23 protein-coding genes are annotated in these 24,771 nt (G+C 55.5%); 6 read left to right on the top strand and 17 right to left on the bottom strand.

Annotation, left to right across the window (positions count from 1 at the left end; genetic code table 11):
• Nucleotides 1–7: 7 nt before the first annotated feature.
• The 5 genes from leuS to B9Z46_RS12160 all read right to left on the bottom strand — a co-directional run bounded on the left by leuS (nt 8) and on the right by B9Z46_RS12160 (nt 5,250).
• A complete protein-coding gene (gene leuS / locus B9Z46_RS12180) occupies nt 8–2,674 on the bottom strand; it encodes a leucine--tRNA ligase (RefSeq protein WP_108256789.1) in 2,667 nt (888 codons plus the stop codon).
• 61 nt (nt 2,675–2,735) lie between these two features.
• Entirely contained in the window at nt 2,736–3,170 is a 435-nt protein-coding gene (locus B9Z46_RS12175; protein WP_055359282.1) for a biopolymer transporter ExbD, read from the bottom strand.
• A 27-nt stretch (nt 3,171–3,197) separates the two neighbouring features.
• The gene (locus B9Z46_RS12170; RefSeq protein WP_055359284.1) at nt 3,198–3,842 is read right to left on the bottom strand and encodes a MotA/TolQ/ExbB proton channel family protein; all 645 of its coding nucleotides are present in this window, start codon (nt 3,840–3,842) and stop codon (nt 3,198–3,200) included.
• Nucleotides 3,843–3,850: 8 nt separating this feature from the next.
• On the bottom strand, nt 3,851–4,687 hold the full coding sequence (dapB, locus tag B9Z46_RS12165) for a 4-hydroxy-tetrahydrodipicolinate reductase (RefSeq protein ID WP_233246004.1): 837 nt from the start codon (nt 4,685–4,687) through the stop codon (nt 3,851–3,853).
• A gap of 8 nt (nt 4,688–4,695) precedes the next feature.
• A complete protein-coding gene (locus B9Z46_RS12160; RefSeq protein WP_233246003.1) occupies nt 4,696–5,250 on the bottom strand; it encodes an outer membrane protein assembly factor BamE in 555 nt (184 codons plus the stop codon).
• 106 nt (nt 5,251–5,356) lie between these two features.
• Here B9Z46_RS12160 and fur point away from each other — a divergent pair, with 106 nt between their 5' ends.
• Nucleotides 5,357–5,779 (top strand): ferric iron uptake transcriptional regulator, encoded by a 423-nt coding sequence (fur, locus tag B9Z46_RS12155; protein ID WP_055359285.1) that lies wholly within the window; start codon nt 5,357–5,359, stop codon nt 5,777–5,779.
• A 12-nt stretch (nt 5,780–5,791) separates the two neighbouring features.
• On the opposite strand, the gene hprK is transcribed toward fur, so the two are convergent.
• The 4 genes from hprK to B9Z46_RS12135 all read right to left on the bottom strand — a co-directional run bounded on the left by hprK (nt 5,792) and on the right by B9Z46_RS12135 (nt 9,066).
• Nucleotides 5,792–6,733, bottom strand: coding sequence for an HPr(Ser) kinase/phosphatase (hprK, locus tag B9Z46_RS12150; protein ID WP_108256787.1), 942 nt, complete (start codon nt 6,731–6,733; stop codon nt 5,792–5,794).
• 34 nt (nt 6,734–6,767) lie between these two features.
• Nucleotides 6,768–7,229, bottom strand: a complete 462-nt coding sequence (locus tag B9Z46_RS12145) for a PTS sugar transporter subunit IIA (RefSeq protein ID WP_055359287.1) — start codon at nt 7,227–7,229, stop codon at nt 6,768–6,770.
• Nucleotides 7,230–7,329: 100 nt separating this feature from the next.
• A complete protein-coding gene (gene hpf / locus B9Z46_RS12140) occupies nt 7,330–7,659 on the bottom strand; it encodes a ribosome hibernation-promoting factor, HPF/YfiA family (protein WP_055359288.1) in 330 nt (109 codons plus the stop codon).
• 180 nt (nt 7,660–7,839) lie between these two features.
• Nucleotides 7,840–9,066 carry an MFS transporter gene (locus tag B9Z46_RS12135; RefSeq protein WP_108256785.1) on the bottom strand — a complete coding sequence of 409 codons (1,227 nt, stop codon included), beginning with the start codon at nt 9,064–9,066 and terminating at the stop codon, nt 7,840–7,842.
• A 38-nt stretch (nt 9,067–9,104) separates the two neighbouring features.
• On the opposite strand from B9Z46_RS12135, the gene B9Z46_RS12130 reads away from it, so the two are divergent.
• Both B9Z46_RS12130 and corA read left to right on the top strand, forming a co-directional pair.
• Entirely contained in the window at nt 9,105–10,382 is a 1,278-nt protein-coding gene (locus B9Z46_RS12130; protein ID WP_108256783.1) for a patatin-like phospholipase family protein, read from the top strand.
• 242 nt (nt 10,383–10,624) lie between these two features.
• Nucleotides 10,625–11,611, top strand: coding sequence for a magnesium/cobalt transporter CorA (gene corA, locus B9Z46_RS12125; RefSeq protein WP_055359294.1), 987 nt, complete (start codon nt 10,625–10,627; stop codon nt 11,609–11,611).
• Nucleotides 11,612–11,643: 32 nt separating this feature from the next.
• Here the strand turns inward: corA and B9Z46_RS12120 are convergent, their stop codons facing one another.
• From B9Z46_RS12120 to B9Z46_RS12110, 3 genes are all read right to left on the bottom strand, one after another.
• On the bottom strand, nt 11,644–12,372 hold the full coding sequence (locus B9Z46_RS12120; protein ID WP_233246002.1) for a 5'-methylthioadenosine/adenosylhomocysteine nucleosidase: 729 nt from the start codon (nt 12,370–12,372) through the stop codon (nt 11,644–11,646).
• Nucleotides 12,359–14,044: a long-chain-fatty-acid--CoA ligase gene (locus B9Z46_RS12115; RefSeq protein WP_108256910.1), complete on the bottom strand. Its 1,686-nt coding sequence runs from the start codon at nt 14,042–14,044 to the stop codon at nt 12,359–12,361. Before B9Z46_RS12115 ends, B9Z46_RS12120 begins: the two co-directional genes overlap by 14 nt.
• A gap of 139 nt (nt 14,045–14,183) precedes the next feature.
• Complete coding sequence (locus tag B9Z46_RS12110; protein ID WP_108256781.1) at nt 14,184–14,906, bottom strand: lytic transglycosylase domain-containing protein; 723 nt, start codon at nt 14,904–14,906, stop codon at nt 14,184–14,186.
• Nucleotides 14,907–14,992: 86 nt separating this feature from the next.
• On the opposite strand from B9Z46_RS12110, the gene mnmA reads away from it, so the two are divergent.
• Complete coding sequence (gene mnmA, locus B9Z46_RS12105; protein WP_108256779.1) at nt 14,993–16,111, top strand: tRNA 2-thiouridine(34) synthase MnmA; 1,119 nt, start codon at nt 14,993–14,995, stop codon at nt 16,109–16,111.
• A 6-nt stretch (nt 16,112–16,117) separates the two neighbouring features.
• On the opposite strand, the gene tcuB is transcribed toward mnmA, so the two are convergent.
• From tcuB to B9Z46_RS12080, 5 genes are all read right to left on the bottom strand, one after another.
• Entirely contained in the window at nt 16,118–17,299 is a 1,182-nt protein-coding gene (gene tcuB, locus B9Z46_RS12100) for a tricarballylate utilization 4Fe-4S protein TcuB (RefSeq protein ID WP_108256777.1), read from the bottom strand.
• An 11-nt stretch (nt 17,300–17,310) separates the two neighbouring features.
• Complete coding sequence (tcuA, locus tag B9Z46_RS12095; RefSeq protein ID WP_108256775.1) at nt 17,311–18,801, bottom strand: FAD-dependent tricarballylate dehydrogenase TcuA; 1,491 nt, start codon at nt 18,799–18,801, stop codon at nt 17,311–17,313.
• Nucleotides 18,802–18,829: 28 nt separating this feature from the next.
• Nucleotides 18,830–19,840 (bottom strand): tripartite tricarboxylate transporter substrate binding protein, encoded by a 1,011-nt coding sequence (locus B9Z46_RS12090; protein ID WP_199220601.1) that lies wholly within the window; start codon nt 19,838–19,840, stop codon nt 18,830–18,832.
• 52 nt (nt 19,841–19,892) lie between these two features.
• On the bottom strand, nt 19,893–20,648 hold the full coding sequence (locus tag B9Z46_RS12085; protein WP_108256773.1) for an SDR family NAD(P)-dependent oxidoreductase: 756 nt from the start codon (nt 20,646–20,648) through the stop codon (nt 19,893–19,895).
• Nucleotides 20,649–20,740: 92 nt separating this feature from the next.
• The gene (locus B9Z46_RS12080; RefSeq protein ID WP_055359302.1) at nt 20,741–21,652 is read right to left on the bottom strand and encodes a LysR family transcriptional regulator; all 912 of its coding nucleotides are present in this window, start codon (nt 21,650–21,652) and stop codon (nt 20,741–20,743) included.
• 108 nt (nt 21,653–21,760) lie between these two features.
• Between B9Z46_RS12080 and B9Z46_RS12075 the strand changes: the two genes are divergently transcribed.
• Both B9Z46_RS12075 and B9Z46_RS12070 read left to right on the top strand, forming a co-directional pair.
• Nucleotides 21,761–22,714: a Bug family tripartite tricarboxylate transporter substrate binding protein gene (locus tag B9Z46_RS12075; protein ID WP_369907448.1), complete on the top strand. Its 954-nt coding sequence runs from the start codon at nt 21,761–21,763 to the stop codon at nt 22,712–22,714.
• A 2-nt stretch (nt 22,715–22,716) separates the two neighbouring features.
• On the top strand, nt 22,717–24,768 hold the full coding sequence (locus B9Z46_RS12070) for a 4-oxalomesaconate tautomerase (protein WP_108256904.1): 2,052 nt from the start codon (nt 22,717–22,719) through the stop codon (nt 24,766–24,768).
• Nucleotides 24,769–24,771 lie beyond the last annotated feature (3 nt).

Below are 24,771 nucleotides of genomic sequence, written 5' to 3'. Positions count from 1 at the left end.
AGTGTGCTTACAACACCACGTTGACCAATCGGCCCGGCACCACAATGATTTTCTTGGGCTGCGTGCCTTGCTTGGTCACTTGCTCATGCGCCGCCGCCGCTTGTTCAATGGCGGCTTTGTCAGCATTCGCAGGCACCGTGAGCGAGCCACGCAGCTTGCCGTTGATTTGCAACATGAGTTCAATTTCGTCACGTTGCAAAGCCGTTTCGTCCACACCAGGCCAAGCCACATCGAGCAAATCGCCGCAGCAAGTGCCGTAGCCCAACTCGTTCCACAACTGGAAGGCCAAGTGTGGGCAGGCGGGGTACATCACGCGCAGCAAAACGGAATAGCACTCGGCCAAAGCGGCGTTGTCGTTCACATCTTTGGAAGTCGACAGCGGAGAGTCTTCCAACGTGTTGAGCATCTTCATCAGCGCCGACACCACCGTGTTGTATTGCATGCGCTCGTAGTCGTAATTGGCTTGGCGCAGCACCGAGTGAATTTCGAGGCGCAACTTCTTGGCCTCGGCACTGAAGGTGATGGGCTGAGAACGGTCGACTGTGAGACCCACTTTCAAAGCGCTTTCCACTTTGACCGCGTAGTTCCACACACGGCGCACAAAACGGTAGCTGCCTTCCACGGCCGCGTCGTTCCACTCCAAAGTGGCTTCGGGCGGTGCCGTGAACATGGTGTACAGACGCGCAGTGTCTGCGCCGTATTTTTCAATCAGGTCTTGTGGATCGACGCCATTGTTTTTGGACTTGGACATGGTGCCCACGCCTTCGTAATCGATGGCGGTGCCCACAGGCAAATCGCCCACGGCATTTTTCAAACGCGCGCCGATCACTTTGCCGTCGTCGGCCAACACATGCTCGACATCGTGGGGCCAGAAATAATCCTTGCCACCTTTGTCGGTGCGGCGAGAGTAAATGTGGTTCAGCACCATGCCTTGCGTGAGCAACTTGGTGAAAGGCTCGTCCACTTTGACCAAGCCCAAATCGCGCATCACTTTGGTCCAGAAGCGCGCATAGAGCAAGTGCAAAATGGCGTGTTCAATGCCGCCAATGTACTGGTCCATCGGCATCCAGTAGTCGGCGCCTTCGGCCACCATTTGCTCGGTGTTCTTGGGATCGCAATAGCGCATGAAGTACCAAGACGAATCGACAAACGTGTCCATGGTGTCGGTTTCGCGGCGCGCGGGTTTGCCGCACACGGGACACACCACACCGGCGTGGAAGCCTTCGTGTTTGTTGAGCGGATTGCCAGAGCCATCGGGGATGCAATCTTGCGGCAGCACCACAGGCAAATCTTTTTCGGGCACGGGCACGGCGCCGTGTTCATCGCAATGGATGATGGGAATGGGAGTGCCCCAATAACGCTGACGGCTGATGCCCCAGTCACGCAAACGCCAAGTGGTTTTCTTCTCGCCCAAACCTTTGGCAGCCAAGTCGGCGGCCACGGCTTCTAAGGCGTCTTTGAAATTCAAGCCATCGTATTTGCCGGAGTTGACCAGCACGCCGTTGACCTTGTCGCCAAAACCATCGTGCCACTCGGTGTGGCTGAAAGTGACGCCTTTGGAGGCCACCACTTGTTGAATGGGCAATTGGTACTTCAACGCAAACGCAAAGTCGCGCTCGTCGTGCGCCGGCACACCCATCACGGCGCCATCGCCATAGCTCATGAGCACATAGTTGCCCACCCACACTTCCACAGGCTTGCCTGTCAGTGGATGCGTCACCGTCAAGCCCGTGCGCATGCCTTCTTTTTCTTTGACCGCCATCTCGGCTTCGGTGGTGCCGCCCTTTTGGCAGGTCTCAATGAAGGCCGCCAAAGCAGGTTGCGTAAGGGCTGCATGCGCAGCCAATGGATGCTCCGGGGCCACAGCGCAGAAGGTCACGCCCATGATGGTGTCGGGTCGTGTGGTGAACACATACATCTTGCCGTCTTGAATCAGCTGACCATCGGCTCCACGAATGTCGTGCGGGAAGGCAAAACGCACACCAGTGGATTTGCCAATCCAGTTTTCTTGCATGAGCTTCACGCGCTCGGGCCAACCGGGCAACTTGTCGCCGGTGACAAAGTCGAGCAACTCTTCAGCGTAATCGGTGATCTTCAAGTAGTAGCCAGGGATCTCGCGCTTCTCAACCACCGCACCTGTGCGCCAGCCTTTGCCGTCAATCACTTGCTCGTTGGCCAACACGGTTTGATCAATCGGGTCCCAATTGACAACCTGAGTCTTGCGATAGGCCACGCCCTTCTCGAGCATCTTCAAGAACAACCATTGGTTCCACTTGTAGTAGCTGGCATCACAGGTGGCCACTTCGCGGCTCCAGTCGATGGCCAAGCCCATGGCCTGCATCTGCTTCTTCATGTAAGCGATGTTTTCGTAGGTCCACTTGGCGGGCGGCACGCCGTTTTTAAGTGCGGCGTTTTCAGCGGGCAAACCAAACGCATCCCAGCCCATGGGCATGAGCACGTTGTAGCCGTTCATGCGCAAATAGCGCGTGAGCATGTCGTTGATGGTGTAGTTGCGCACGTGGCCCATGTGCAGCTTGCCGCTGGGGTAGGGCAGCATGGAGCAGGCGTAAAACTTCTTTTTGCTGGCGTCTTCGGTAACGCGGTAGGCATCGCGAGCGTTCCACTGGCTTTGCGCCGCGGGCTCAACTTCGAGGTGGTTGTACTTGTCTTGCATGATGGTGCAAATTGTAGGTGTTTGGCGGGGTGAATTCCCCGTCAAGGCAGGCACAGGGCCATTAGCGTGCAGGACTGTTGCCCGATCCTGGCGCCGCCACGAAGCCAATGCGGCTCAACCCAGCTTGCTGGGCCAGGCTCATCAGTTCTAAAACCTGGCCATAGGGCACCGATTGGTCTACCCGAAGCTGCACCTCGAGCTGCGGCTTTTGCGTGGCCATGCGCTGCAGGGCCTCGGGCAAGGCGGTCAGGGCAATGGGTTGGTCGTTTAAGAACAGCTCTTGCGCCTGATTCAGGCTGAGCGTGAGCGATTCAGGCGCTTCACCTGCTTGGGCCGCCTTGGCTTGTGGCAAATCCAAGCGAATGGCGCTGGTGAGCAAGGGCGCCGTGAGGATGAAAATGACCAACAAGACCAGCATCACATCCACCAAAGGCGTGACATTGATGTCACTGAAGGGTTTGGCGGGGGTGGGGCGGGGAAAGCGACCGAAGGCCATGGCGGGTGGGGGGGTGGAAGCGCTGCGTTAACGCTGACGACCTGTGAGCAAGTTCAACAGGTCTTGGGCAAAACCTTCCAACTCAATTTCAATGTGGGCAACTTTGCGGCCCAACACGTTGTAGGCCAGCACGGCAGGAATGGCCACTGCCAAACCCGCAGCGGTCATGACCAGCGCTTCACCCACAGGGCCCGCGACGCGGTCGAGGGTAATTTGTCCGGCTTCCGCCATGCCACTGAGGGCGTTGAAAATGCCCCACACCGTGCCCAACAAACCCACGAAGGGAGAGATGGCGCCTGCAGTGGCCAACATCAATTGGCCCCATTGCAGGCGACGAACCGTGGCCTGCATGCTGTCGCGCAGTACACGGGTGAGTTGGTGGTCGCGCTCGCCCGCAGCGGCCAAAGTGCCGCCCAACGGCAAGACCGTGGCGTCCAGCATGGGTTTGACGCACTGGTCGCGGTCAAATTGCGCCACTTTTTGCAAGGCGTCATCGAACTGCGCTGCTTGCCAAAATGCCGCAATGCTTTGAGGCACGTCGTGCTGCACACGTTGCAACACTGCCCACTTCCAAACAATGACGACCCAGGTGCTGACCGACAGCGCCAGCAGCGCCACAGCCACGAGACGGATGACAAAGTCGCCTTGCAGCCAAAAGGTAAGCAAGCTCATGGGCAGACTTAACGAAGGGAGAGCACGTCAAACATGTCGAACAGGCCGGTTTGTTGGCCTGCCAAGAAACGCACCGCCCGCAAGCTGCCCTGGGCATAGGTGGCACGGCTGGAAGACTTGTGCGTCACTTCGATTCGCTCGCCCGTGCCGGCAAACAACACCGTGTGATCGCCCACAATGTCGCCACCGCGAATGGTGGCAAAGCCTATGCTGGAAGGATCGCGTTCACCGGTGACGCCTTCGCGGGCATAAACGGCGCAATCTTTGAGATCGCGGCCCAAGGCGTCCGCAATGACCTCGCCCATTTTGAGGGCGGTGCCCGAGGGCGCATCGACCTTGTGGCGATGGTGCGCCTCGATGATTTCGATGTCGTAGCCTGTGGCCAAAGCTTTGGCAGCCATTTCAAGCAGCTTGAGCGTGACGTTGACACCTACGCTCATGTTGGGCGCCATGACGATGGCGATGTCTTTGGAGATGGCTTTGATTTCGGCTTTTTCGGCATCGGAAAAACCGGTGGTGCCAATCACCGCCTTAACGCCCAAGGCTTGACACACTTTGAGGTGCGCCAAGGTGCCTTCGGGTCGTGTGAAGTCAATCAGGTAATGAGAGTTTTGCAAGCCCGCCTTGAGATCGCCTGTGACCAAAACGCCACTGGCTTTGCCCAAAGACGCGCCGGCATCTGTGCCCACAGCAGGGCTGGTGGGCAGGTCCAATGCGCCCGACAAGCGGCAGTCGTCAGATTGGGTGATGGCTTCAATGAGCATGTGGCCCATTCGGCCAGAGGCGCCAGCCACGGCAATGGCGTGCATCGCAGCGCCTGAAGAATGTGTAGAAACTGTGGTCATGGGGTTCATCAACGCGAAGCGGGTTCTAGCGGAGGATAAGAAGAGGGCAAGGGCGCAGCAGGCGCAGCGGCAGACTCGGCTTTGCGAACGGGCACAGGGTATTTGCGCAAGTCTTCGTCTTTGGCTTCGAGCGTGGGCACTTTGAGGTTGGGCTTTTGCGTCACCAATTTGGTGACAAACTCGTTTTCGCTAGGCAACTCATCGCCAGTGATCCGGTCTAAGAGCTCGCCTTTGAACCAAACACTCAAGCTGAAGTTTTGGGGTGGGACACCTTGCCGGCGGATGGTGAACACGTAGTCCCAGCGGTCTTCGTGGAACACGCTGGACACCAAGGGGGTGCCCAAAACTTCACGCACTTGCAAGCGGGACATGCCTGGCTTGAGAAAGTCTTTTTGCTCTTTGGACACAAAGTTGCCTTGAACCACCTCAGGGATGTACAAAACCGCATCGGCGGCCACATTCAAGCGGGGGACACTGCAGGCACTGAGCAAGCCCAACAGCAAGGGCATGACAAGACCCAAGGTCCAGGGAGAGCGCAAAGGATGACGAATTTGTTTTTTCATGGATGCTTGGCAGGCCATATGATCGGGTCATTGTAGCGGTAGCATCTGGCTCTGGCACATTTGCCCGGGCCAATCCCCTCTCACTTTCAATTGCAACCGAAAAGACATGGACGAACTCAAAAGTACAGGCTTGAAAGCCACCGTGCCCCGGCAGAAAATTTTGGAAATCTTCCAAAAAGGCATGCAGCGGCACATGACCGCCGAGGATGTGTACAAGCAGTTGCTCAAGGACAATGCCGACATTGGCTTGGCCACCGTCTACCGGGTCCTGACACAGTTTGAACAAGCGGGCCTGCTCAGCCGCAACCACTTTGAAAGCGGCAAGGCGGTCTACGAGTTGAACGAAGGTCAGCACCACGACCACATGGTCTGCCTAGACTGCGGCAAAGTGGAAGAGTTTTACGATGCCGAAATTGAAAAGCGACAGCACGATGTGGCCTTGGCGAAAGGCTTTGTCATTGCCGACCATGCCCTGAGCTTGTATGCCCATTGCACGCGCAACCCCTGCCCCCATCGGGAACGAGGCTAGCACGCAAGGGCTTTATCCCATGGCGGCGCGTTGCCGCGCCATGAAGTCTTGGTAGGTGTCAATGCCGCGCATTTGCAAAATGGTGTTGCGCACTGCAGCCTCCACCAACACCGCAATGTTGCGACCGGCCACCACCTGAATCACCACCTTGCGCACGGGAATGCCCAACACGTCTTGGGTGAGTGGTTCTGTGGGAATGCGCTCGTAATCACGTTCAAAGTTTTCACGGCGGACCAAGTGCACGATGAGTTTCAAGCGCATTTTTCGGCGCACTGCGGTTTCGCCAAAAATACCGCGAATGTCGAGCAGGCCAATGCCGCGAACTTCCAACAAGTTCTGCAGCAACTCTGGGCATCGGGCTTCAATGTTGGTTTGGTTGATGCGGAACAAATCGACCGCGTCATCGGCCACCAAGCCATTGCCACGCGAAATCAACTCCAAACCCAACTCGCTTTTGCCCAAGCCTGACTCGCCTGTGATCAGCACGCCCAGGCCCAAAATGTCCATGAACACGCCGTGCATGGTGGTGCGATCGGCAAAGTGTTTGGACAAATACGCCCGCAGCACATCGATCACAAAAGCCGACGACTCGGGTGTGGCAAACATCGGTATTTGGGCTCGTTCGCAAACGCGGTACAAAGCTTCAGGCGCCGTTTGGCCATCGGCGAGCACCAAGACCGGTGGCTCGAGGGTCACAATGCGCGACACCCGGCGGACGCAATCCTCTTCCGTGCCACGCGTCAAATAGGCCACTTCGCGTTCACCCAAAATTTGCACGCGGTAAGGATGGATGTAGTTCAGGTAACCCACCAAGTCGGCGCCCGAACGCGCAGCGCGCACGGCCACTTCATCGAAGCGGCGCTCTGAAGCACCCAAGCCTGCAATCCACTGCCACTTGAGTTTGCCTCGGTGGTCTTCAAACAGCGCATCAGCGCTGACAGCGGTAGGCTTCATCGCAACCTCGTCTCGTTAGGAACTGTAGGGCGCCTTAGCTGGCAGGAGACCAGCGGGCAATGAGGCTGTGCAAGGCATCTGCGCTGGGGCTGCCTAGCAAACCATCGCGCAAACTGCCATTGCTCAGCAACTCGGCAATTTCAGACAAAATTTCCAAATGCTTTTGGGTGGCCGCTTCGGGCACCAACAAAAAGATCAGCAGCTTCACGGGCTGCTCGTCGGGGGCATCAAAGCCAATGGACTGGGCCAGCTGAAACACAGCGGCCATGGGGGCTTTGAGACCCTTGATCCGGCCATGCGGAATGGCCACGCCATGGCCGAGGCCTGTGGAGCCCAAGCGCTCGCGTGCAAACAAACTGTCGGTGACCAGCGCTCGCGACAGACCATGCAAATTCTCGAACAACAAGCCCGCCTCTTCAAAAGCACGCTTCTTGCTGGTGGCATCAACGCCAACCAGCACTTGTTCAACAGGGAGGATGGCTGCAAGTCTGTTCATATCGAGGGCGGATTATGCACCCTTGGCAAGGGACCGACGAAAAAAAACCGCACCGATGAAGGTGCGGCAGGGCCCAGCTAAAGGAAATGGCAATGAAATTTCACATCATGCGCTTGGGTGCGCTGTGATGATGGTCCGTGATGCGGTCTTTGTGCTTCATCACTTGGCGGTCTAATTTGTCGACCAGCTCATCGACTGCGGCATACAAGTCTTCGTGGGCACTTTCTGCAAACAGATCGTTGCCTTTCACATGAATATTGCATTCAGCGCGCTGGCGTTTTTCCTTTTCTTTTTGCTTTTCAACAGTGAGCAAGACTTTGACATCAACCACTTGGTCAAAATGTCGCGTGATGCGGTCCAATTTACCCGTCACATATGTTCGCAAGGCGGGTGTCACTTCAAGATGATGACCGCTGATCGTGAGATTCATAAATAGCCTCCTGATGCTCTCTTTGTTGAACAACCACCACCCTGCAAAAGGGGGTGGGGTGAAGCCACTATGCGCCCCACCTTTCAGAAAAGCAAGCCAGCGGGGCTAAGCCCTCGAACTTGGTCGGGAGTTCGGTTTTTCAGCCAAAAAGCTGATAGATTCCCATCTTGAAGCCAAACCCTAAGGCGCCGTGGTCCCATGCAGGCGCAGCTTAGACGAGAGCACAAAGCTCAACACACTGGCACTTCCCCCCACCAAAGCCGCCACCCAATAATGGGTCAGGTGACCGTTGCCGTCTCGGCCCAAGATCAGGCCGCCCACCAAGGCTGCGCTGCCCATGGCCAGAGATTGCACCGCGGAGTTCAAGGTCATGAAACTGCCACGCCTTTGCGGGTCAGCAGATGCGCCGATCAGCGCCATGCCCGGAATCATGCGACCGCTCATCACGACAAACAAGATCGACGAGACCACCAAAACGCCCGCTTTCGGCAGTTCGGCAGACAGGGTCATGCCCAACAAAGGCAAAGGCATCAGCAAAGCCAAGCGGCGAAAGGCATAGGCCTTGCCTGCGCGATCTGACCAGTGGCCAATCCAGCGTGCCGTGGCCAAGGTGCTGATACCCCCAAACAAGTAGACATAAGGGATTTGCTCAGCCTGAAAGCCTGCATTGGCCTGCAAATACAAAGTGATGTAGGGGATGACGGCGAATCCGGCAAACACCATGCTGGCGGACATGGCAAAGGCGCGCAAGTGATTGGGGTCAACCACCACTGCCCGCAAATTGGCCAAGATCACACGCAATGCGTTGCCATCAGCGTGCGTTTGCAAATGGCCTTTGAGACTGGGCAAAATTTGGCTGGCCACTGTGGCCACCACAGCGACCATGATGGCGATGGCCACAAAGGGCGCATGCCAATTGAAGTGCGACACCAAGAACAAGGCCAGAGGCACACCGGCCACCGTGGCCACCGAGAAAGATGTCATGACCACGCCCATGGCCCGGCCGCGTCGTTCGAATGGAATCACCTCGGCCACAATGGTTTGCGACAAAGCCATTAATACGCCGCCAAAGAAACCAGATGCCACTCGCGCCACCATCAACCAACCAAAGGAAGGTGCCAAGCTGCAAGCCAAGGCGGCAAGGCCAAACAAGGGGTAGAAGGTCAGCATCATGCGCTTGCGACCCAAGCGGTCAATGTAGGTGGAGGCCAAAAATCCTGACAAACCCGCTGAGAAGGTATAGGCAGACACCAAGAAGCCAAATTGACCCGCCGAAATGCCAAACAACTGCGTCAGTTGGGGCCCCAGTGGCATCATGATCATGAAGTCGAGCACGCTGGTAAATTGGATGCTGGCCAAAGTCAGCAAGAGCCAGCGCTCTCGTTGGGGCGTCAAAAGTGTCGTCATCTATGGTGTTCCTGAACCACTGACTCTATCATTCGACCATGCATTTGAATGACTTGACACGCAATGCCCCTTTGGGTGGGCCATCGCAACACAGCCCTCCAAATTCAACGCGCGGCTTGGTGCTCATGGGCGGCGGCGCACGCACGGCTTATCAAGCAGGGGCCTTGCAGGCCTTGGCCCAATTGTTGGCTGCTGAGCAAACGTCAGGGCCTTCTGCCTCGGCCCTGAAAGCGGGTGCAACACGTTTTCCTTTTCAAATTTTGGTCGGCACCTCCGCCGGTGCATTGAATGCCACGTACCTGGCCAGTCGCGCCATAGATGGGCTGGACGCCTTGAATGGCTTGGGTGAGTTCTGGCATGGTCTGCATTCGCACTTGGTGTACCACCTGCCCGACACACCATTGGCCAAGTTCAGCCGATGGGCCACCGCCTTAGGCGTTTCCTTGTCGGTGAGGCGGCAAGGTGCCGCATTGGACAGCATGCCCTTGGTCGACACCCTGCATCGCCGCATTGCACTGAACAACATTGCACAAGCTTTGGACAGCGGCCATTTGAAAGCCTTGGCCGTGACGGCCTCCAGTTACACCACAGGTGTGCACTGGACCTTTTGCCAGACCCACGCGCAAATTGAACCCACGGCTTGGAGCCGGCCGGGTCGCCGCGCTGAACTGCAAGACATCACCATCGAACACCTGATGGCGTCCAGTGCCATCCCTTTTTTGTTTCCGGCCACACCCCTTTGGGTCGATGGCAACATGGAATACTTTGGCGATGGCTCGATGCGGCAAAGCTCACCTTTGTCGCCCGCCGTTCACTTGGGCGCCAACAAAATATTGGCCATTGGGGTGGGGCAACCCCAACGCGGGCGCCTGGGTCAAGCCCATGAAAGCCCCACGGCCAGTCGGCGCCCCAGCCTCGGCAACATTGCAGGGCACGCCATGGCCAGCGTCTTCAACGACACCTTGCTGGCCGATGTGGAGCAGGTGCAACGCGTGAACCAAAGCATCCAGCAACTCAAGCACCATTTAAGTGACCATCACAGCCCCGCCTTGGCGCAATCTTTGCCATTTCATGAAGTGGAGGTGCTGGCACTGCAACCCAGCGCTTCCTTGGATGCCTTGGCACAGGCCCATGTGCACGAACTGCCTCGCCCCGTGCGCCGAGTCTTAGAAGGCTTGGGAGCCTTGAAAGGCTCGGGTGCATCGCTCTCCAGTTACTTGCTGTTTGAGCCTGGCTTCTTACGCGCCTTGATGGCCTTGGGCGCACACGATGTGATGCAGCGAAAAGAAGAGCTTCTGGCTTTTTTTGCCGACTAAACCAAGACCAGGGTTTCATTGCCGACGATGCGGTGCCATAATCGCACCCATCATTATTTTGGAGTTTGCTCCGTGGAAAGCCACCCTAGTTGGTAGCTTTCGAATGATATGGTCTCTTCGCTGCACCTAGCGCCACTTCAGCGCTCTGCAGCCCTGCCAGTCGTTCGAAAGCTGCTTCATCACACTGCCGCCTTATCGAACACCTGGCTCCCCGTTTTTTTGGGGGCTGAAGGAGATCTGCCATGCTCAACATTTTCACATTGGCCAACGGCCGCCTCGTCCAAGAAGAGATTGAATCTCTGGAAGAGTTGTCCAAGTTCCAGCCTATTTGGGTGGACCTGGAGTCACCCACCGTTGAAGAAAAACGCTGGATCAAACAATACTATGGCCTGTCCATTCCAGAAGATGCGATGGACGAGGACATTGAGGAATCGGCGCGCTTTTACGAAGAAGACAACGGCGAGTTGCACATTCGCTCTGACTTTTTGATTGCCGACGAAGACGAACCTCGCACCGTGCGTTGTGCGTTCATCTTGAACCAACACAATGCCGACTTGCGCAGCCGCGGTGTCTTGTTTTCCATTCACGACGAAGACGTGCCCGTGTTTCGTTTGCTGCGTTTGCGCGCGCGCCGTGCACCGGGCTTGTTGGAAGACGCCAAAGAAGTGTTGCTGAAGTTGTTTGACGCCGACGCCGAGTACTCCGCCGACACGCTAGAAAACATTTACGACAAATTGGAAATTGCCGGCAAGCTGGTGCTGTCAGGCGACGTGACCGACGCCATGGCCGGCGAAGTGCTGGGCGCCATTGCGCGACAAGAAGATTTGAATGGCCGCATTCGCCGCAATGTCATGGACACCCGCCGTGCGGTGAGCTTCATGATGCGAAGCAAGATGCTAAATGCCGAACAGTTTGAAGAAGCGCGTCAAATTTTGCGCGACATCGACTCGCTCGACTCACACACCGAGTTCTTGTTTGAAAAGATCAACTTCTTGATGGACGCCACCGTCGGTTTCATCAACATCAACCAGAACAAGATCATCAAGATCTTCTCGGTGGCCAGCGTGGCTTTGCTGCCGCCAACACTCATTGCCAGCTTGTACGGCATGAACTTTCAGTACATGCCTGAGCTGTCGCAAACCTGGGGCTATCCGTATGCGCTTTGCCTGATGGTGGCCAGTGCGGTGGTGCCGATGTGGTATTTCCGCAGACGCGGTTGGTTGAAATAATCGCATGGGATTCGCCGCCGTATGGCGGCGCTTCACGTTGTGGGCAATCGCTTTAAAAACGCCGACACAATGGCGGCGCTGAAGGGACTGGCCACAGCCTTCACGAACTGGACGAAGTCCGTGTGCGCATCGTCATCTGCGCGATCTGACAAAGTTCGCACCACAGCCATCGGAATGCCGTACGCATGGCAAACCTGCGCCAGTGCGGCACCCTCCATCTCAACCGCCAATGCATCAGGGATGTGAGATTGCAAGCGTTGGCTTTCAGATGCACTTGAGACAAACTGATCGCCACTGATGATGAGGCCTGTATGCACTTGAGCGTGCGGCAAGGCCAGCGCTGCACTTTCAATCAAGCACTGCGTCATGACATCGTCAGTCTGAAATCTTGCGCGTCCCAACAAGGGCACTTCGTAGGGAGGAAACAAGGGTGAGGCGTTCATGTCGTGTTGAAGCAATTCTTTGCCAACGACCACATCACCTACTTTCACATGTGACGCCAAACCACCGGCCACACCGGTGAACAAAATTCTATTGACTTGGAATTTTTCAATCAGCACGGTGGCCGTGATGGCCGCCGCCACTTTGCCAATGCCAGACAACACCGCCACAACCGCATGACCGTGCAAATGGCCTTGCCAAAATTGACGCCCGGCCACCGTTTGGCAACTTGCATCTGGCATCAGTGCCAGCACGGCCGACAACTCTTCCTGCATGGCCCCGATCAGGGCCATGCGCGGCACACTGTCACTTGGGGGCATCGCGCAACTCACGTCGCAGAATTTTTCCAACTGCGGTTTTGGGCAGCTCGGTTTTGAACTCGATCACTTTGGGCTGTTTGTAGCCTGTCATGTTGGCGCGGCAATAAACGCGCACTTGATCTTCAGTGAGCTTGGGGTCTTTTTTGACAATGACCAATTTGACCGCTTCGCCCGTCTTCTCGTCGGGCACACCGACCGCGGCACATTCAAGCACACCGGGGCACAAAGACACGGTTTCTTCAACATCGTTGGGGTAGACGTTGAAGCCACTGACCAAAATCATGTCTTTCTTGCGGTCCACAATTTTGAAGAAACCTTTCGCATCGCGAATGCCAATGTCGCCGGATTTGAAATAACCATCCGTCGTCATGCAACGTGCTGTTTCATCGGGGCGCTGCCAATAGCCGGCCATCACTTGCGGGCCCTTGATGGCAATTTCACCAGGTTGGCCTAGCTCTGTCACTTCGTTGCCTTCATCGTCCAACAACTTCATGAAGGTGCTGGGCAAGGGCACGCCAATGGTGCCGGTGAATTGGGTGCTGGTGGTGGGATTACAGCTGGCCGAAGGGCTGGTCTCTGACAAGCCATAACCTTCGCAAATGGGGCATCCTGTTTTCTCAAGCCACAGCGCAGCCACTGCGCTGGTGACAGCCATACCGCCGCCCACCGACACCTTCAAATTGGACCAATTCACTTTGCCAAAGTCGGGGTGATTGGCCAGCCCATTGAACAAGGTGTTGACCGCCGGAAAACTGTGAAAGGTGTGCTGAGACAACTCTTTCAACAACGCTGGTAAATCACGGGGATTGGGAATCAAAATGTTTTTGCCGCCCGTGCGCAAGCCCAGCATCATGTTCACAGTGAAAGCGAAGATGTGATACAGCGGTAGTGCGCACACCGAGGTGGGCTGCTCGTTGGCCGGCACACGCTTCATGACGGGATCGTTCCACGCCTCCGATTGCAACAAGTTGGCAATCACGTTGCGATGCAGAAGCACGGCCCCTTTTGACACACCGGTGGTGCCGCCGGTGTATTGCAACACCGCGATGTCATCGCTTTTGACCACCGGTTTGACAAACGAGGCGTCCTTGCCGCGATGCACAGCTTGATTGAATTTGATGGCACCCGGTAAGTCAAAGCTAGGCACCAAGTTTTTGACATTGCGAACCACAAAATTCACCAAGGCGCCTTTGGGCCAGCCGAGCATATCGCCCATGGCGCACAGCACCACATGTTTGACTTGCGTTTCTGCAATGCACTTCTGCAAAGTGATGGCAAAGTTTTCAATGATGACTATGGCTTTAGCGCCAGAGTCTTTGAGTTGGTGTTCAAGTTCACGGGGGGTGTACAGCGGATTGACGTTGACCACCACCAAGCCGGCACGCAAGATGGCGGCCACAGCCACCGGGTATTGCGGCACGTTGGGCATCATGATGGCCACGCGGTCGCCTTTTTCTAAACCCAAGGATTGGAAATAGGCCGCCAATGCTTGGCTTGTGACATCAGTCTTCGAATAACTGATGTCTTGCCCCATGTAACTGTAGGCGGTGCGGTCGGCATATTTGGCAAAGCTGTCTGCCATCAAGCCCACCAATGAATCGTATTGAGAGGCGTCTATGTCAGTCGGTACGCCCTCAGGGTAACTGTCTAACCAAACGCGCGCTGCATTCATCATGGGGTCGCTTTAATCATGTCTTCTGAAAACTTACAAAACTTACAGGTTTCTGTATTGTGCTCGATATCACACGAAAAGGGATGCAAGGGGTTTAAATCCACTTACAAGGTCAGAGAATGCCAGGCCAACAGTCGGTTCAGGGCTGGGTGCTGACTTTGATGCCTGCGGCGACTTGGTCCAACCTGGCCTGTTCGGCCAAGACTTTGGCGACGTAATCGGTTTCGCCCTGGATGCTGTCACCGCCCAAATAGAACAACAAGCCTTGCTCGACCGAGCCGCCTTTGAGTCGGATGTACTCTTGCAAGACCGCCACCCCCACGCGCATGTTGGTCAAAGGATCGAAAGCGGCCAGCTTGCCACCGTACTTTTGGTATTTTTGGGCATGGATCTCGGTCATGACTTGCATCAGACCTTGCGCGCCGGCCTGGCTTTGCACATAAGGGTGAAAGCTCGACTCGATGGCCATGACCGCCAAAATCAAGTGGGGTTTTAAACGTGAGGTTTCAGACAGCGCATAAGCCTCCGACACCAAGGCGGCAATGGGCTCAGGCGCCACCTTGTATTTCTTGGCCAGCCAGGCTGCCACCGCAGCTTGCCTGCTGGGGATGTCTTTCAAATCGGTCGCTGTGGCGCGATCGGCCGTATTTTGAGGCTCCCACCACAAACTCAATTGACGCTCACGCAGAAACGCATAGACCGAGGTTTCGGCTTGACTGAGCAAATCGGGGCGAAAGACGGCGCCACCCAGCCCCACCACCAAAACCAAGCCCAACATGGCCAAGCCACTGTGGGTCAGCGTCAGCACGCCGCGGGCCACATCGCGCACAAAAGTGCTGATGGCCACTCGCAGTTTGTGCATGGCGGTCGGGCTGCTTGGCGGGTTCATGATTCGCCCAAGTATAGATTCTTCATCGCCAGGGGGTTGATCAAGAGATAATTGAAGCCATGAAGCATCACCGTATCGTTGTGGGATTGTCTGGCGGCGTCGACTCCGCCGTCACCGCCCATTTGTTGAAAAAGCAAGGCCACGAAGTGGTCGGCATTTTCATGAAAAACTGGGAAGACGATGACGACAGTGAGTTTTGTTCGTCCAACATCGACTTTGTCGATGCCGCGGCCGTGGCCGATGTGGTGGGCATTGAGATTGAGCATGTCAATTTTGCCGCTGACTACAAAGACCGTGTGTTTGCCGAATTTTTGCGCGAATACCAAGCAGGCCGCACGCCCAACCCCGACATCCTGTGCAATGCCGAGATCAAGTTCAAATCCTTTTTAGACCACGCCATGCACGTGGGGGCCGAAAAAATTGCAACGGGACACTATGCGCGTGTGCGATTGAACGAAGCCACGGGCTTGCATGAATTACTTAAAGGACTGGACAACAGCAAAGACCAAAGCTACTTTTTGCACCGCTTGAACCAAGCGCAGTTGTCCAAAACTTTGTTCCCTGTGGGCGAGTTACTTAAAACGCAAGTGCGCCAAATTGCGGAAGAGATTGGCTTGCCCAATGCCAAGAAAAAAGACTCGACGGGCATTTGCTTTATTGGCGAACGACCTTTTCGTGAGTTTTTAAATCGCTATATTTCGAAAGAGCCAGGTCCTATTAAAGATCCAACGGGTCGCACCATCGGCAAACATGTGGGCTTGAGTTTTTACACACTGGGTCAACGCCAAGGTTTAGGGATTGGCGGCATCAAAGAAAAAGGCGCGCAGCGCGGCGGCGGTGAACACACGCCTTGGTTTGTGGCGCGCAAAGACATGGCGAAGAATATTTTGTGGGTGGTGCAAGGGCATGACCATCCATGGCTCTTGTCGCCGCAGTTGGATGCGGCCGATGCCAGTTGGTGCGCAGGCACTGCACCCGTTGCAGGACGCTATGCCGCCAAGACACGCTATCGCCAAGCGGATGCCGCTTGTCACTTGACGTCGTCGCAAGTGGCCGAGTTTTCACTGGCCTTTGATGAGCACCAATGGGCTGTGACGCCCGGACAAAGTGCAGTGCTGTACGACGGCGAAGTGTGCTTGGGCGGAGGCGTGATCAACGCCGCCACCACGCTGGCCTGAACAAACTCAGTCGTTGCCCAGCGCCAATTTGCTAGGCTGACGTTTCTCCACAGAGAAACGCAGCAACGACGCCGTTCTGAAAATGCCGTGTGCAAATTTGCCGTAAGGCAAAGTCAAAAACAAGGCCATCACCAAGCCCAAATGCAGTGCCAACAATGAAGGCATGGCGGCGGTGTTTCTGGACAGCATCAAGGTCAAGCCTGTGACACTGATCAAGAACAACAGAGCAATGAAGCCACGGTCCATCGGGCGTTGTTGGACATCGCCGTGCTTGGGGTCGCGTGCCAAATTAAGACGCCACAAGCCCAAGGTGCCAAGCGCCAAAGAAATGCCGCCGATGGTGCCCAAGATTTTGGGCAGGCTGGTGAAATCGTAAGGCGCTGGCCAGCCAAAAGCATAGTGGTACAGGGTGGCCACACTGGTCGCAGCAAAGCACAACATGAACCCGTAAAACGTGAGGTGGTGCGTGCGTTTGCGCGCCAAGGTGAAGGCGTCGTCTTCGTTGTTGCAACCATCGCCATGACCACCACCCAAGTACTTCAACTTCAGCGCATCGTGCGTGGCCTCGGCTGCTGCAGGTGTACTCAAAGGCGCGCCACTGGTGGCAGGGGTCACATCTTTCCAAAACTTGCGCACGCCCATGCCCAGCGCAAACACAGCCCACAAGAAAACAGGCGCAAACAAACTCACCATGAGGTTGTGCGGAAAGATGGCGTAGAAACCTTGTTGGCCGTTTTGCACCAACGGACCCCACAAGGTGCCATTGCTTTGCAACGCCAGCAACATGAACAAAGTCAAACTGGCCGCCAAGGCCAAAGACAGTGTCAAACCATTGCGTTGGTAAAGCGTGCCAAGCGCTGGCGGCCACGCGTAATCGGCATAGGTTTGTCCGCGCACGGTGGCCATGGCCTTGGGCACATTGATGGCAAATTCATGCGGCGGTGCGTACTGACAGGCGTGCAAACACGCGCCGCAGTTGTGGCACAAATTGGCCAAGTAATGAATGTCGGCTTTGCCAAATTCCAAGCGCCGCGTCATGGCCGGAAATACCGCACAGAAGCCTTCGCAATAACGGCAGCCATTGCAAATTTGAAGTTGACGGGCAACCTCTTTTTCAGAACCCGTTAAAACGATTTCGCCACGCGCCAAAGCTTGTGCTTCTTGTGTCAATTGCTGAAGTGTTTGCATTGTTGTTCTTCTCATGCAGACACGAAAGTGTCTAAGTCGGCAGTGCCTTGCATGACACGCTGTGCCAAGGTGGGCACTGAAGCGGGTGTGCCCAAGGCAGCACGCGCAGCCTGTTCACCGGAGATGCGTCCAAAAGCGGTGCCAATGGTCATGCCCACACCGGCGGTATAGCCCTTGCCCAACACGTTGCCGGCCATCATCTCACCCGCCACAAACAAGTTGGGGCTGGCTTGGTCTTGAAACCTGACAGCGGTGGTCTCGTCGGTCTTCAAACCAAGGTACGTGAAAGTGACGCCAGGTTTGACGGGATACGCATAAAAAGGAGCGGTATCGAGCGGCAAGGCCCAGTGTGTTTTGGCCGGCGTCACGCCTTCGGTATGGCAATCGTCCAGCACGGTGTGGTCAAAATGACCGGGCACGCAAGCTTGGTTATAGGCATTCAAGGTGGCCATGAAGGTGTCAACACTCAAGCCCAACTTCTGCGCCAAATCGGGCAGTGTTTGCGCCACAGTGCCTTCAAACACGGGCGGCATGAAGCGGCCTACGGCTTTGGCATCCGTGATGGAGTAACCAACTTGACCAGGTTGCTGCGCCACCAAGCGGCCCCAAATGGCATAACGCTTGGGCCAAAAATCTTCGCCTTCGTCGTAGAAGCGTTCGGCATTTTTGTTCACCACCACACCCAAGGAAACGCAATCAATGCGGGTACAAATGCCGCCGTCGTACAAAGGCGCACGCGCATCAATGGCCACCATGTGGGCTTGTGTGGGATCGCCAATTTGGTCAGCACCTTTGTCAAGCAAATGCTTGAGCAAAGTACCCTGGTTGAATTTGGTGCCGCGAATGAGGAAGTTGTCCGCCGGAAATTCGCCTTGCGCGTTTTGACCCCATGCCTCTTTCAGCCAAGGAATATTGGATTCAAAACCACCCGCCGCCATGACACAGGCTTTGGCCGTGATGCGCTCGGTGCGCAAGACCTCGCCTTGGGGTGACTTGTGCTTCACCAACGCGGCTTTGAAGACACCGTTTTCCAACTCGAGTTCGTTGACTTCAGCGTTGTAGTGAATTTGAATGCCGAGTTTTTCGGCGCTGCGGTAATACGCATTGATCAGCGCTTTGCCACCACCCATGAAAAACGCATTGGTTCGCGCTGTGTGCAAGGCACCCGACAAAGAGGGCTGAAAGCGCACACCATGTTTGACCATCCAAGGGCGGCAATGGTGGGAGTGGCGAATGGCCAATCGCGCCATGTGCTCGTCGGTGAGGCCGCCAGTCACTTTGAGCAAGTCTTGCCAAAACTCTTCTTCTGGGTAGGCGTCAACCAACACATCTTGCGGTGCATCGTGCATGCAGCGCAAATTGCGTGTGTGCATCGAGTTGCCACCACGCCATTCACGCGGCGCAGATTCGAGCACCATGACACTGGCGCCAGCTTCTCTGGCCATCAACGCCGCACTCAACGCGGCGTTTCCACCTCCAATGACCAAGACATCCAAACTCATGCCAACTCCAACTTAGCTTGCATTGACATCAATCGGCCTTGATGTCTGCGCGTTTAACGATGTCGCTCCAAATGCGCTGCTCATTTTTAATGAAAGCGGCAAATTCCGTCGCAGGGCCGCCACCGCCCACCGCGTTGTCAGTCGCGAAGCGTTCTGTGACTGCACTTGATTTGAGCGCTTTGTAAGACTCCTCTTGCAAGCGCTTCACAATCTCAGGCGGTGTGCCAGCGGGGGCCATGATGCCGTACCACTGTGAGGTTTCGAAATCCTTAAAGCCCAACTCAGCCACTGTGGGCACATCGGGCAATGCAGGAATGCGCTGCTGCGTACCCACCGCAATGGCGCGCAATTTGCCGCTGCGAATGTGCGCACCCAATGCGGGCATGCCCGCAGAAGAAGCTTGTGTGCGTCCGGCCAACAAATCCGTCAACTGAGGGCCCGTGCCGCGGTAAGGAATGTGCGTGATGTACATGCCGGTCACCAACTTCAAATACTCCATGGCCAAATGACCTGCGCTGGCATTGCCTGCAGAACCATAATTGAGTTGACCTGGATTTTTCTTGGCATAGGCCACAAACTCTTTGAAGTTTTTGGCGGGCACATCGGGGTGAATCACAAACACATTGGGCACTTTGGCCAGCAATGTGACCGGCATGAAGTCTTTGTTGACGTCGTAGGGTTGGTTTTTCAGCATGTATGGATTGACCGCCAAGGTGCCCACGTGACCCAAGATGATGGTGTGTCCATCGGGTGCAGCCTTGGACACGTCCACCATGGCCGTTACGCCAGCACCGCCGGGTTTGTTCTCAACATAGACACTGACACCCAATTGCTTGGTGAGCTCGGCCGCCACGGAGCGCGCCACAATTTCGCTGGTGCCGCCAGGGGCAAAGGGCACTACAAAGCGAATGGCTTTGCTGGGCCAATTGCTTTGCGCTTGGGCACTGGATGTTGCCAGGCCTAAACCACCCGTTGCCAATGCAGCGCCCATCGCCAAGGTACCGACTTCGCGGCGGTTGTACTTTTTTTCTTGTGTCATGTGTGTCTCCTTTGATGCAAACAGTTTAGTCACATCTTGCGTTATTTGCCTTTTAGAACTGATAGCGGCGCAAACCACCGTCCACAGGAATCACGGCACCTGTGATGTAGCTGGCCAAGGGGGACGACAAGAAGGTCACCAAGTTGGCCATGTCTTCAGGTTCGCCATAGCGGCCCATGGGAATTTCGTTTTCGCATTGCCACTGACGGTATTCAGGGGTGTAGTTGCGGAAAATTTGTTCGGAGTGAATGCGGCCAGGCGGTATGCAGTTCACGGTGATGCCGTGGGGTCCCACCATGCGCGACAAGCCTTTGGCCCAACTGTGAATACCCGCTTTGGCACAGAAAGCACCATTCACGTGATCGGGTTCGCTCTTGCCTGTGATGTTGATGATGCGGCCCCACTTGCGTGCAATCATCTGATCAATCAAGGCATCGGCCACTTGGCGGGGGCGGTGAAAGTTCAAAGTGATGGCTTCTTGCCAGGCTTCCTCGCTCACATGCAAATCTTTGAAGCTGCGTGAACCGCCAGCGTTGTTGACCAAAATGTCGACATGGCCCAAGCCTTGAATGGCAGCTGATGTGAGTTGGGCAGCGGCGTCTTCAGCATACAAGTCCGATTCAATGATCACTGGCGGCAAGCCACCAGAGGCCACAATTTCTTGCGCCAATTCCTCCAACTTTTCTTTGCGCCGTGCAGAGATGGCAACCCTCACACCTTCGGCAGCCAATGCTTTCGCAATACCGCGGCCAATGCCCACACTGGCGCCCGTGACCAGTGCTGTTTTGTTCTTGAGTTGCAAATCCATGATGCGATTCCGTCGATTGAAAGTTGGTGGATAAAAAGCGTTGCAAGCTTACCTAATTTTGAAAATATTCAAGCTGCTTGGCAGCAATAAGCCTAGGCCAATTGTTTTTTTCTGCGCAGTGCAGATGATAAATGCTCATGGAACATGGCTGCGGCGGGTCGCAACGCAGCGCCTTGCTTGCGCAACAGACCCAAACTTCTAGAAATGGTGGGCTGCCGTAAGGGAAGGCCAATCACAGCGGCATGGTTCACGGGCAGGGCCATGCGTGGCACCGCTGCCAACCCAAGGCCAGCCTCTACCATGCCCAACAAAGTACCAATGTGACTGACCTCAAAGGCAAAGTCGGGGTGCATGCCCGATTTGGTCATGGCATCGTCCAACAATTGACGGTTGCCGCTGCTGCGAGAAACAGAAATCAGTTGTTCTCCCTCGATCGCCGACCAGCTGATGGTTTTTTGCTTGGCCAGCGGATGGTCCCTTCTCATCGCCAAGACAAATGGATCGCTGTGAATGGCTTCAAACGTGATTTCTGGCATGAGATTGCTCATGAAGCCGATGCCGAAATCTGATTCACCCGTTAAAACACTTTGCAAAGTCTGGTTCATCGACTCGTCAATTACACGAATGCGGATGGACGGGTATTTGGCAGAAAAACTGCGAATAACCTGTGGCAAAAAATAAAGTGCAGCAGAAGGCACACAGGCGACCGTCACGCGACCACTTCGGGTGGCCGCAATGTCAGAAATACCCAGCATGGCCGATTCAAGGTCATCAATGGCCGAGCGTGCCCGGTCTAGAAAAACCCGACCCAAACTGGTCAACTCCACTTCCCGCGTGGTGCGATTGAACAAGCGAGTTCCGATGATGGACTCCAACTTTTCAATCCGTCGGCTGAGCGCAGGGGGCGACAAATGGATGTGATCGGCAGCTGAGCGAAAGCTACCGCGTTCGGCCACAGCGATGAAGGCTTGCAACTGCTGCAAATCGAAATTGATGCGTTTCATGCATCAATCATATTAAAAATTGCACTTCAACAAAACAATTTTTTTCGCGAAGATCGGGGTCATTCGCTGAGCAGTGTTTGCATTCAGCGCCACCAAGGACCTCACATGATGACAATGAAAAAATGGATCGCAGCAATCTGTTTGCTGCCTGCAATGGCCGTTTGGGCTCAAACCGACAAACCGATCACCATCGTCGTGCCGACAGCGGCCGGCGGTGGCAACGATGCCATGGCACGCACGGTTGGACAAAAAATGAGTGTGCTGCTGGGTCGAACCGTGATTGTGGAAAACAAAGCAGGCGCCAACGGCGCTTTGGCGGCCGAGTACGTTGCACGCGCAGCACCCGACGGCAACACCTTGATGTTTGGTTACATTGCGACGCACAGCATGAACCCTGCCTTGCAAAAATTGCGTTACGACCCCATCAAAGACTTTGAGCCAGTGGGCCTGGTCGGTTACTCCCCCACTGTTTTGGTCGTCAACCCCACAGTGAAGGCCAAAGATGTCAAGGAATTGGTCAAGTTGCTTAAGGACAAGCCTGACGCTTACAGCTTTGCCTCTGCTGGCAATGGCACAGCACCCCACTTCACGGCAGAGTTGTTCAAACTGACCACCCAAACGCAACCCCTGCATGTGCCCTACAAAGGCTCAGCACCAGCCATTACAGACACCATTGGAGGTCAAACCCAATTGATGTTCCCCAGTCTTTTTACAGCCTTGCCTTACATCAAATCAGGCAAACTCAACGGCCTGGCCATTGCGGGCGCGAAACGCTCAAGTGTCTTGCCTAACGTTCCCACTCTGAAAGAGCAGGGCATTGACGGCGTCGATGTAGAACAGTGGTACGGTTTTTTTGCACCCGCTAAAACGCCCAAAGAAACCATTGCCAAACTGAATCAAAGCTTGAACAAAGCGCTGGCCGATCCTGAAATCATCAAACGTTTGGAAGGCCATGGTGCCGACGTTGAGTCGGGCACCCCCGAGCAGCTGGGTGATTTGGTTAAAAAAGATCTGGCCAAATGGCGAAGCGTCGTTCAACGCGCCAAACTGCAAGCGGATTGATGATGACCCATCGCAACATCCCATGCGTGTTGATGCGCGCAGGAACGTCTCGTGGGCCTTTCTTTCTTCGTGAATGGCTACCAGACAACGATGCTGAACGCGATCAAGCCTTGATTGGCGCGATTGGCGCCTCCGATCCTTTGCAACTGGATGGACTGGGCGGAGGCAGCACTTTGAACAGCAAAGTCGCCATCGTCTCTCCTTCCCAAAAGCCCGGCTGTGACTTGGATTATTTGTTTGCGCAAGTTGGCGTAGGTCACCAGTCTGTCGACACACGGCCTAATTGCGGCAACATGTTGGCCGGCGTCGCACCCTTTGCAATTGAGCAAGGACTGATTGAAGCGCAAGAAGGCACCACCACCGTTCGCATTCACAACGTCAACACGGGCGCCACCATTGAGTCAACGGTTTGCACGCCAGGTCGCAAAGTCACTTACGAAGGCGACGCACGCATTGACGGTGTTGCTGGTACCGCTGCACCCATCTTGCTGAATTTCTTGGACGCCTGGGGCGCAGTGACTGGCAAAGTTTTCCCAACAGGCAATCGCATTGATGTTGTCGATGGCTTAGAAATCACTTGCATTGATGCCGCCATGCCTTTGATGATTTTGCGTGCGAAAGACATGGGCGTGACGGGGCGGGAACGTCCTGCTGAATTGGACGCCAACCGCCCCCTCTTAGAGCGCATTGAAAAACTCCGACTTGAAATGGGGCGGCGCATGGGCTTGGGCGATGTCACAAACAGCGTGATTCCCAAACCTGTCTTGGTGAGTGAGGGGGATCAAGCTGACAGCATTGTTTCCAGATATTTCACGCCGCACAAATGCCACATGTCACACGCGGTCACAGGGGCCATTGGCGTGGTGACCGCTTTTGCCATGCCCGGCACTGTGGCCAGTGGCATCACGCGCATAGCAGGCCGGCATCCATTGTCAGTGGTGCACCCGCAAGGACAAATTGATTTGGACGTTGAACTCACAGGCGAAGGCGTCAACCTCAATGTGGTGCGTGCAGCCTTGGTCCGAACTGCTCGAAAAATCATGCAAGGCGAATTGCATTTGCCGCAGTACGTGTTTCCAAGTCCAAGCTCAGAAAAAATTGAAGCACAGAAATTGGCAGACCATTACCCACAGCACGAGGTCAAAATCATTGTGCCCACCAGTGCTGGGGGCGGTAACGACACCATGGCGCGCATCATCACGCGCAAAATTGGCCCCTTGTTGGGCAATGTGGTGAGCGTGGACAACCGAACAGGCGCTAACGGCAGTGTGGCCGCAGAGTATGTTGCGGCTTCTCAGCCCGATGGTCACACACTGATGTTTGGCTACATCGCAACGCATGGCATCAACCCGGTGATGCAATCGCTGCGCTACAACCCTGAGCAAGACTTTGCACCTGTCGGCATGGTCGGTTACTCGCCCACACTGCTGATAGTGAATGCGGCCTTGCCTGTTCGGAATTTTCAAGACTTCATGGACCTGATGAGGACCACTGACAAGCCCTTGAACTATGCCTCCGCAGGCGAAGGCACCATTCCGCACTTGGCCGCGGAAATGCTACGCAGAACACTGTCAGTTGAAGGCTCAAGCTTGACTGCGGGTGAACACCATGCAGGCGCAGCGCCAGCCATCAATGCCTTGGTGCGCGGCCAAGCCCAATGGATGTTTCCTAGTTTGTTCAGTGCCTTGCCTTACCTGAAGAGTGGCAAGGTCAAAGCGCTGGCCATTGCCACACCCAACCGCCTCACAGAATGGCCAGACATTCCCACCTTGTCAGAATGGGGTTTGGACGATTTCGACCTGACGCAGTGGTACGCCTTGTTTGCCCCAAGCGGCACCTCACCTGAGATTGTGGACAAGATCAATCAAACACTGAATGAAGTGCTGAACGATCCTGAAGTGCGGGCCCGAATGGCGCAAGATGGTGCGCAGGTGAAGCCAGGTACACCGCAACAACTCTCACGACATGTGCAGACTGAAATTCAACGATGGCGAAAAGTCATTGCCAGCACGGGCTTGTCGACACACAGTCAAGTTGAGACAGCGGAAGCCTGAGTT

This window comes from Limnohabitans sp. Hippo4 (assembly GCF_003063605.1).
In the GTDB taxonomy this organism is placed as follows: domain Bacteria; phylum Pseudomonadota; class Gammaproteobacteria; order Burkholderiales; family Burkholderiaceae_C; genus Limnohabitans_A.
Note: the sequence above shows the minus strand (reverse complement) of the source record. Positions and strands in the feature narration are given on the sequence as shown.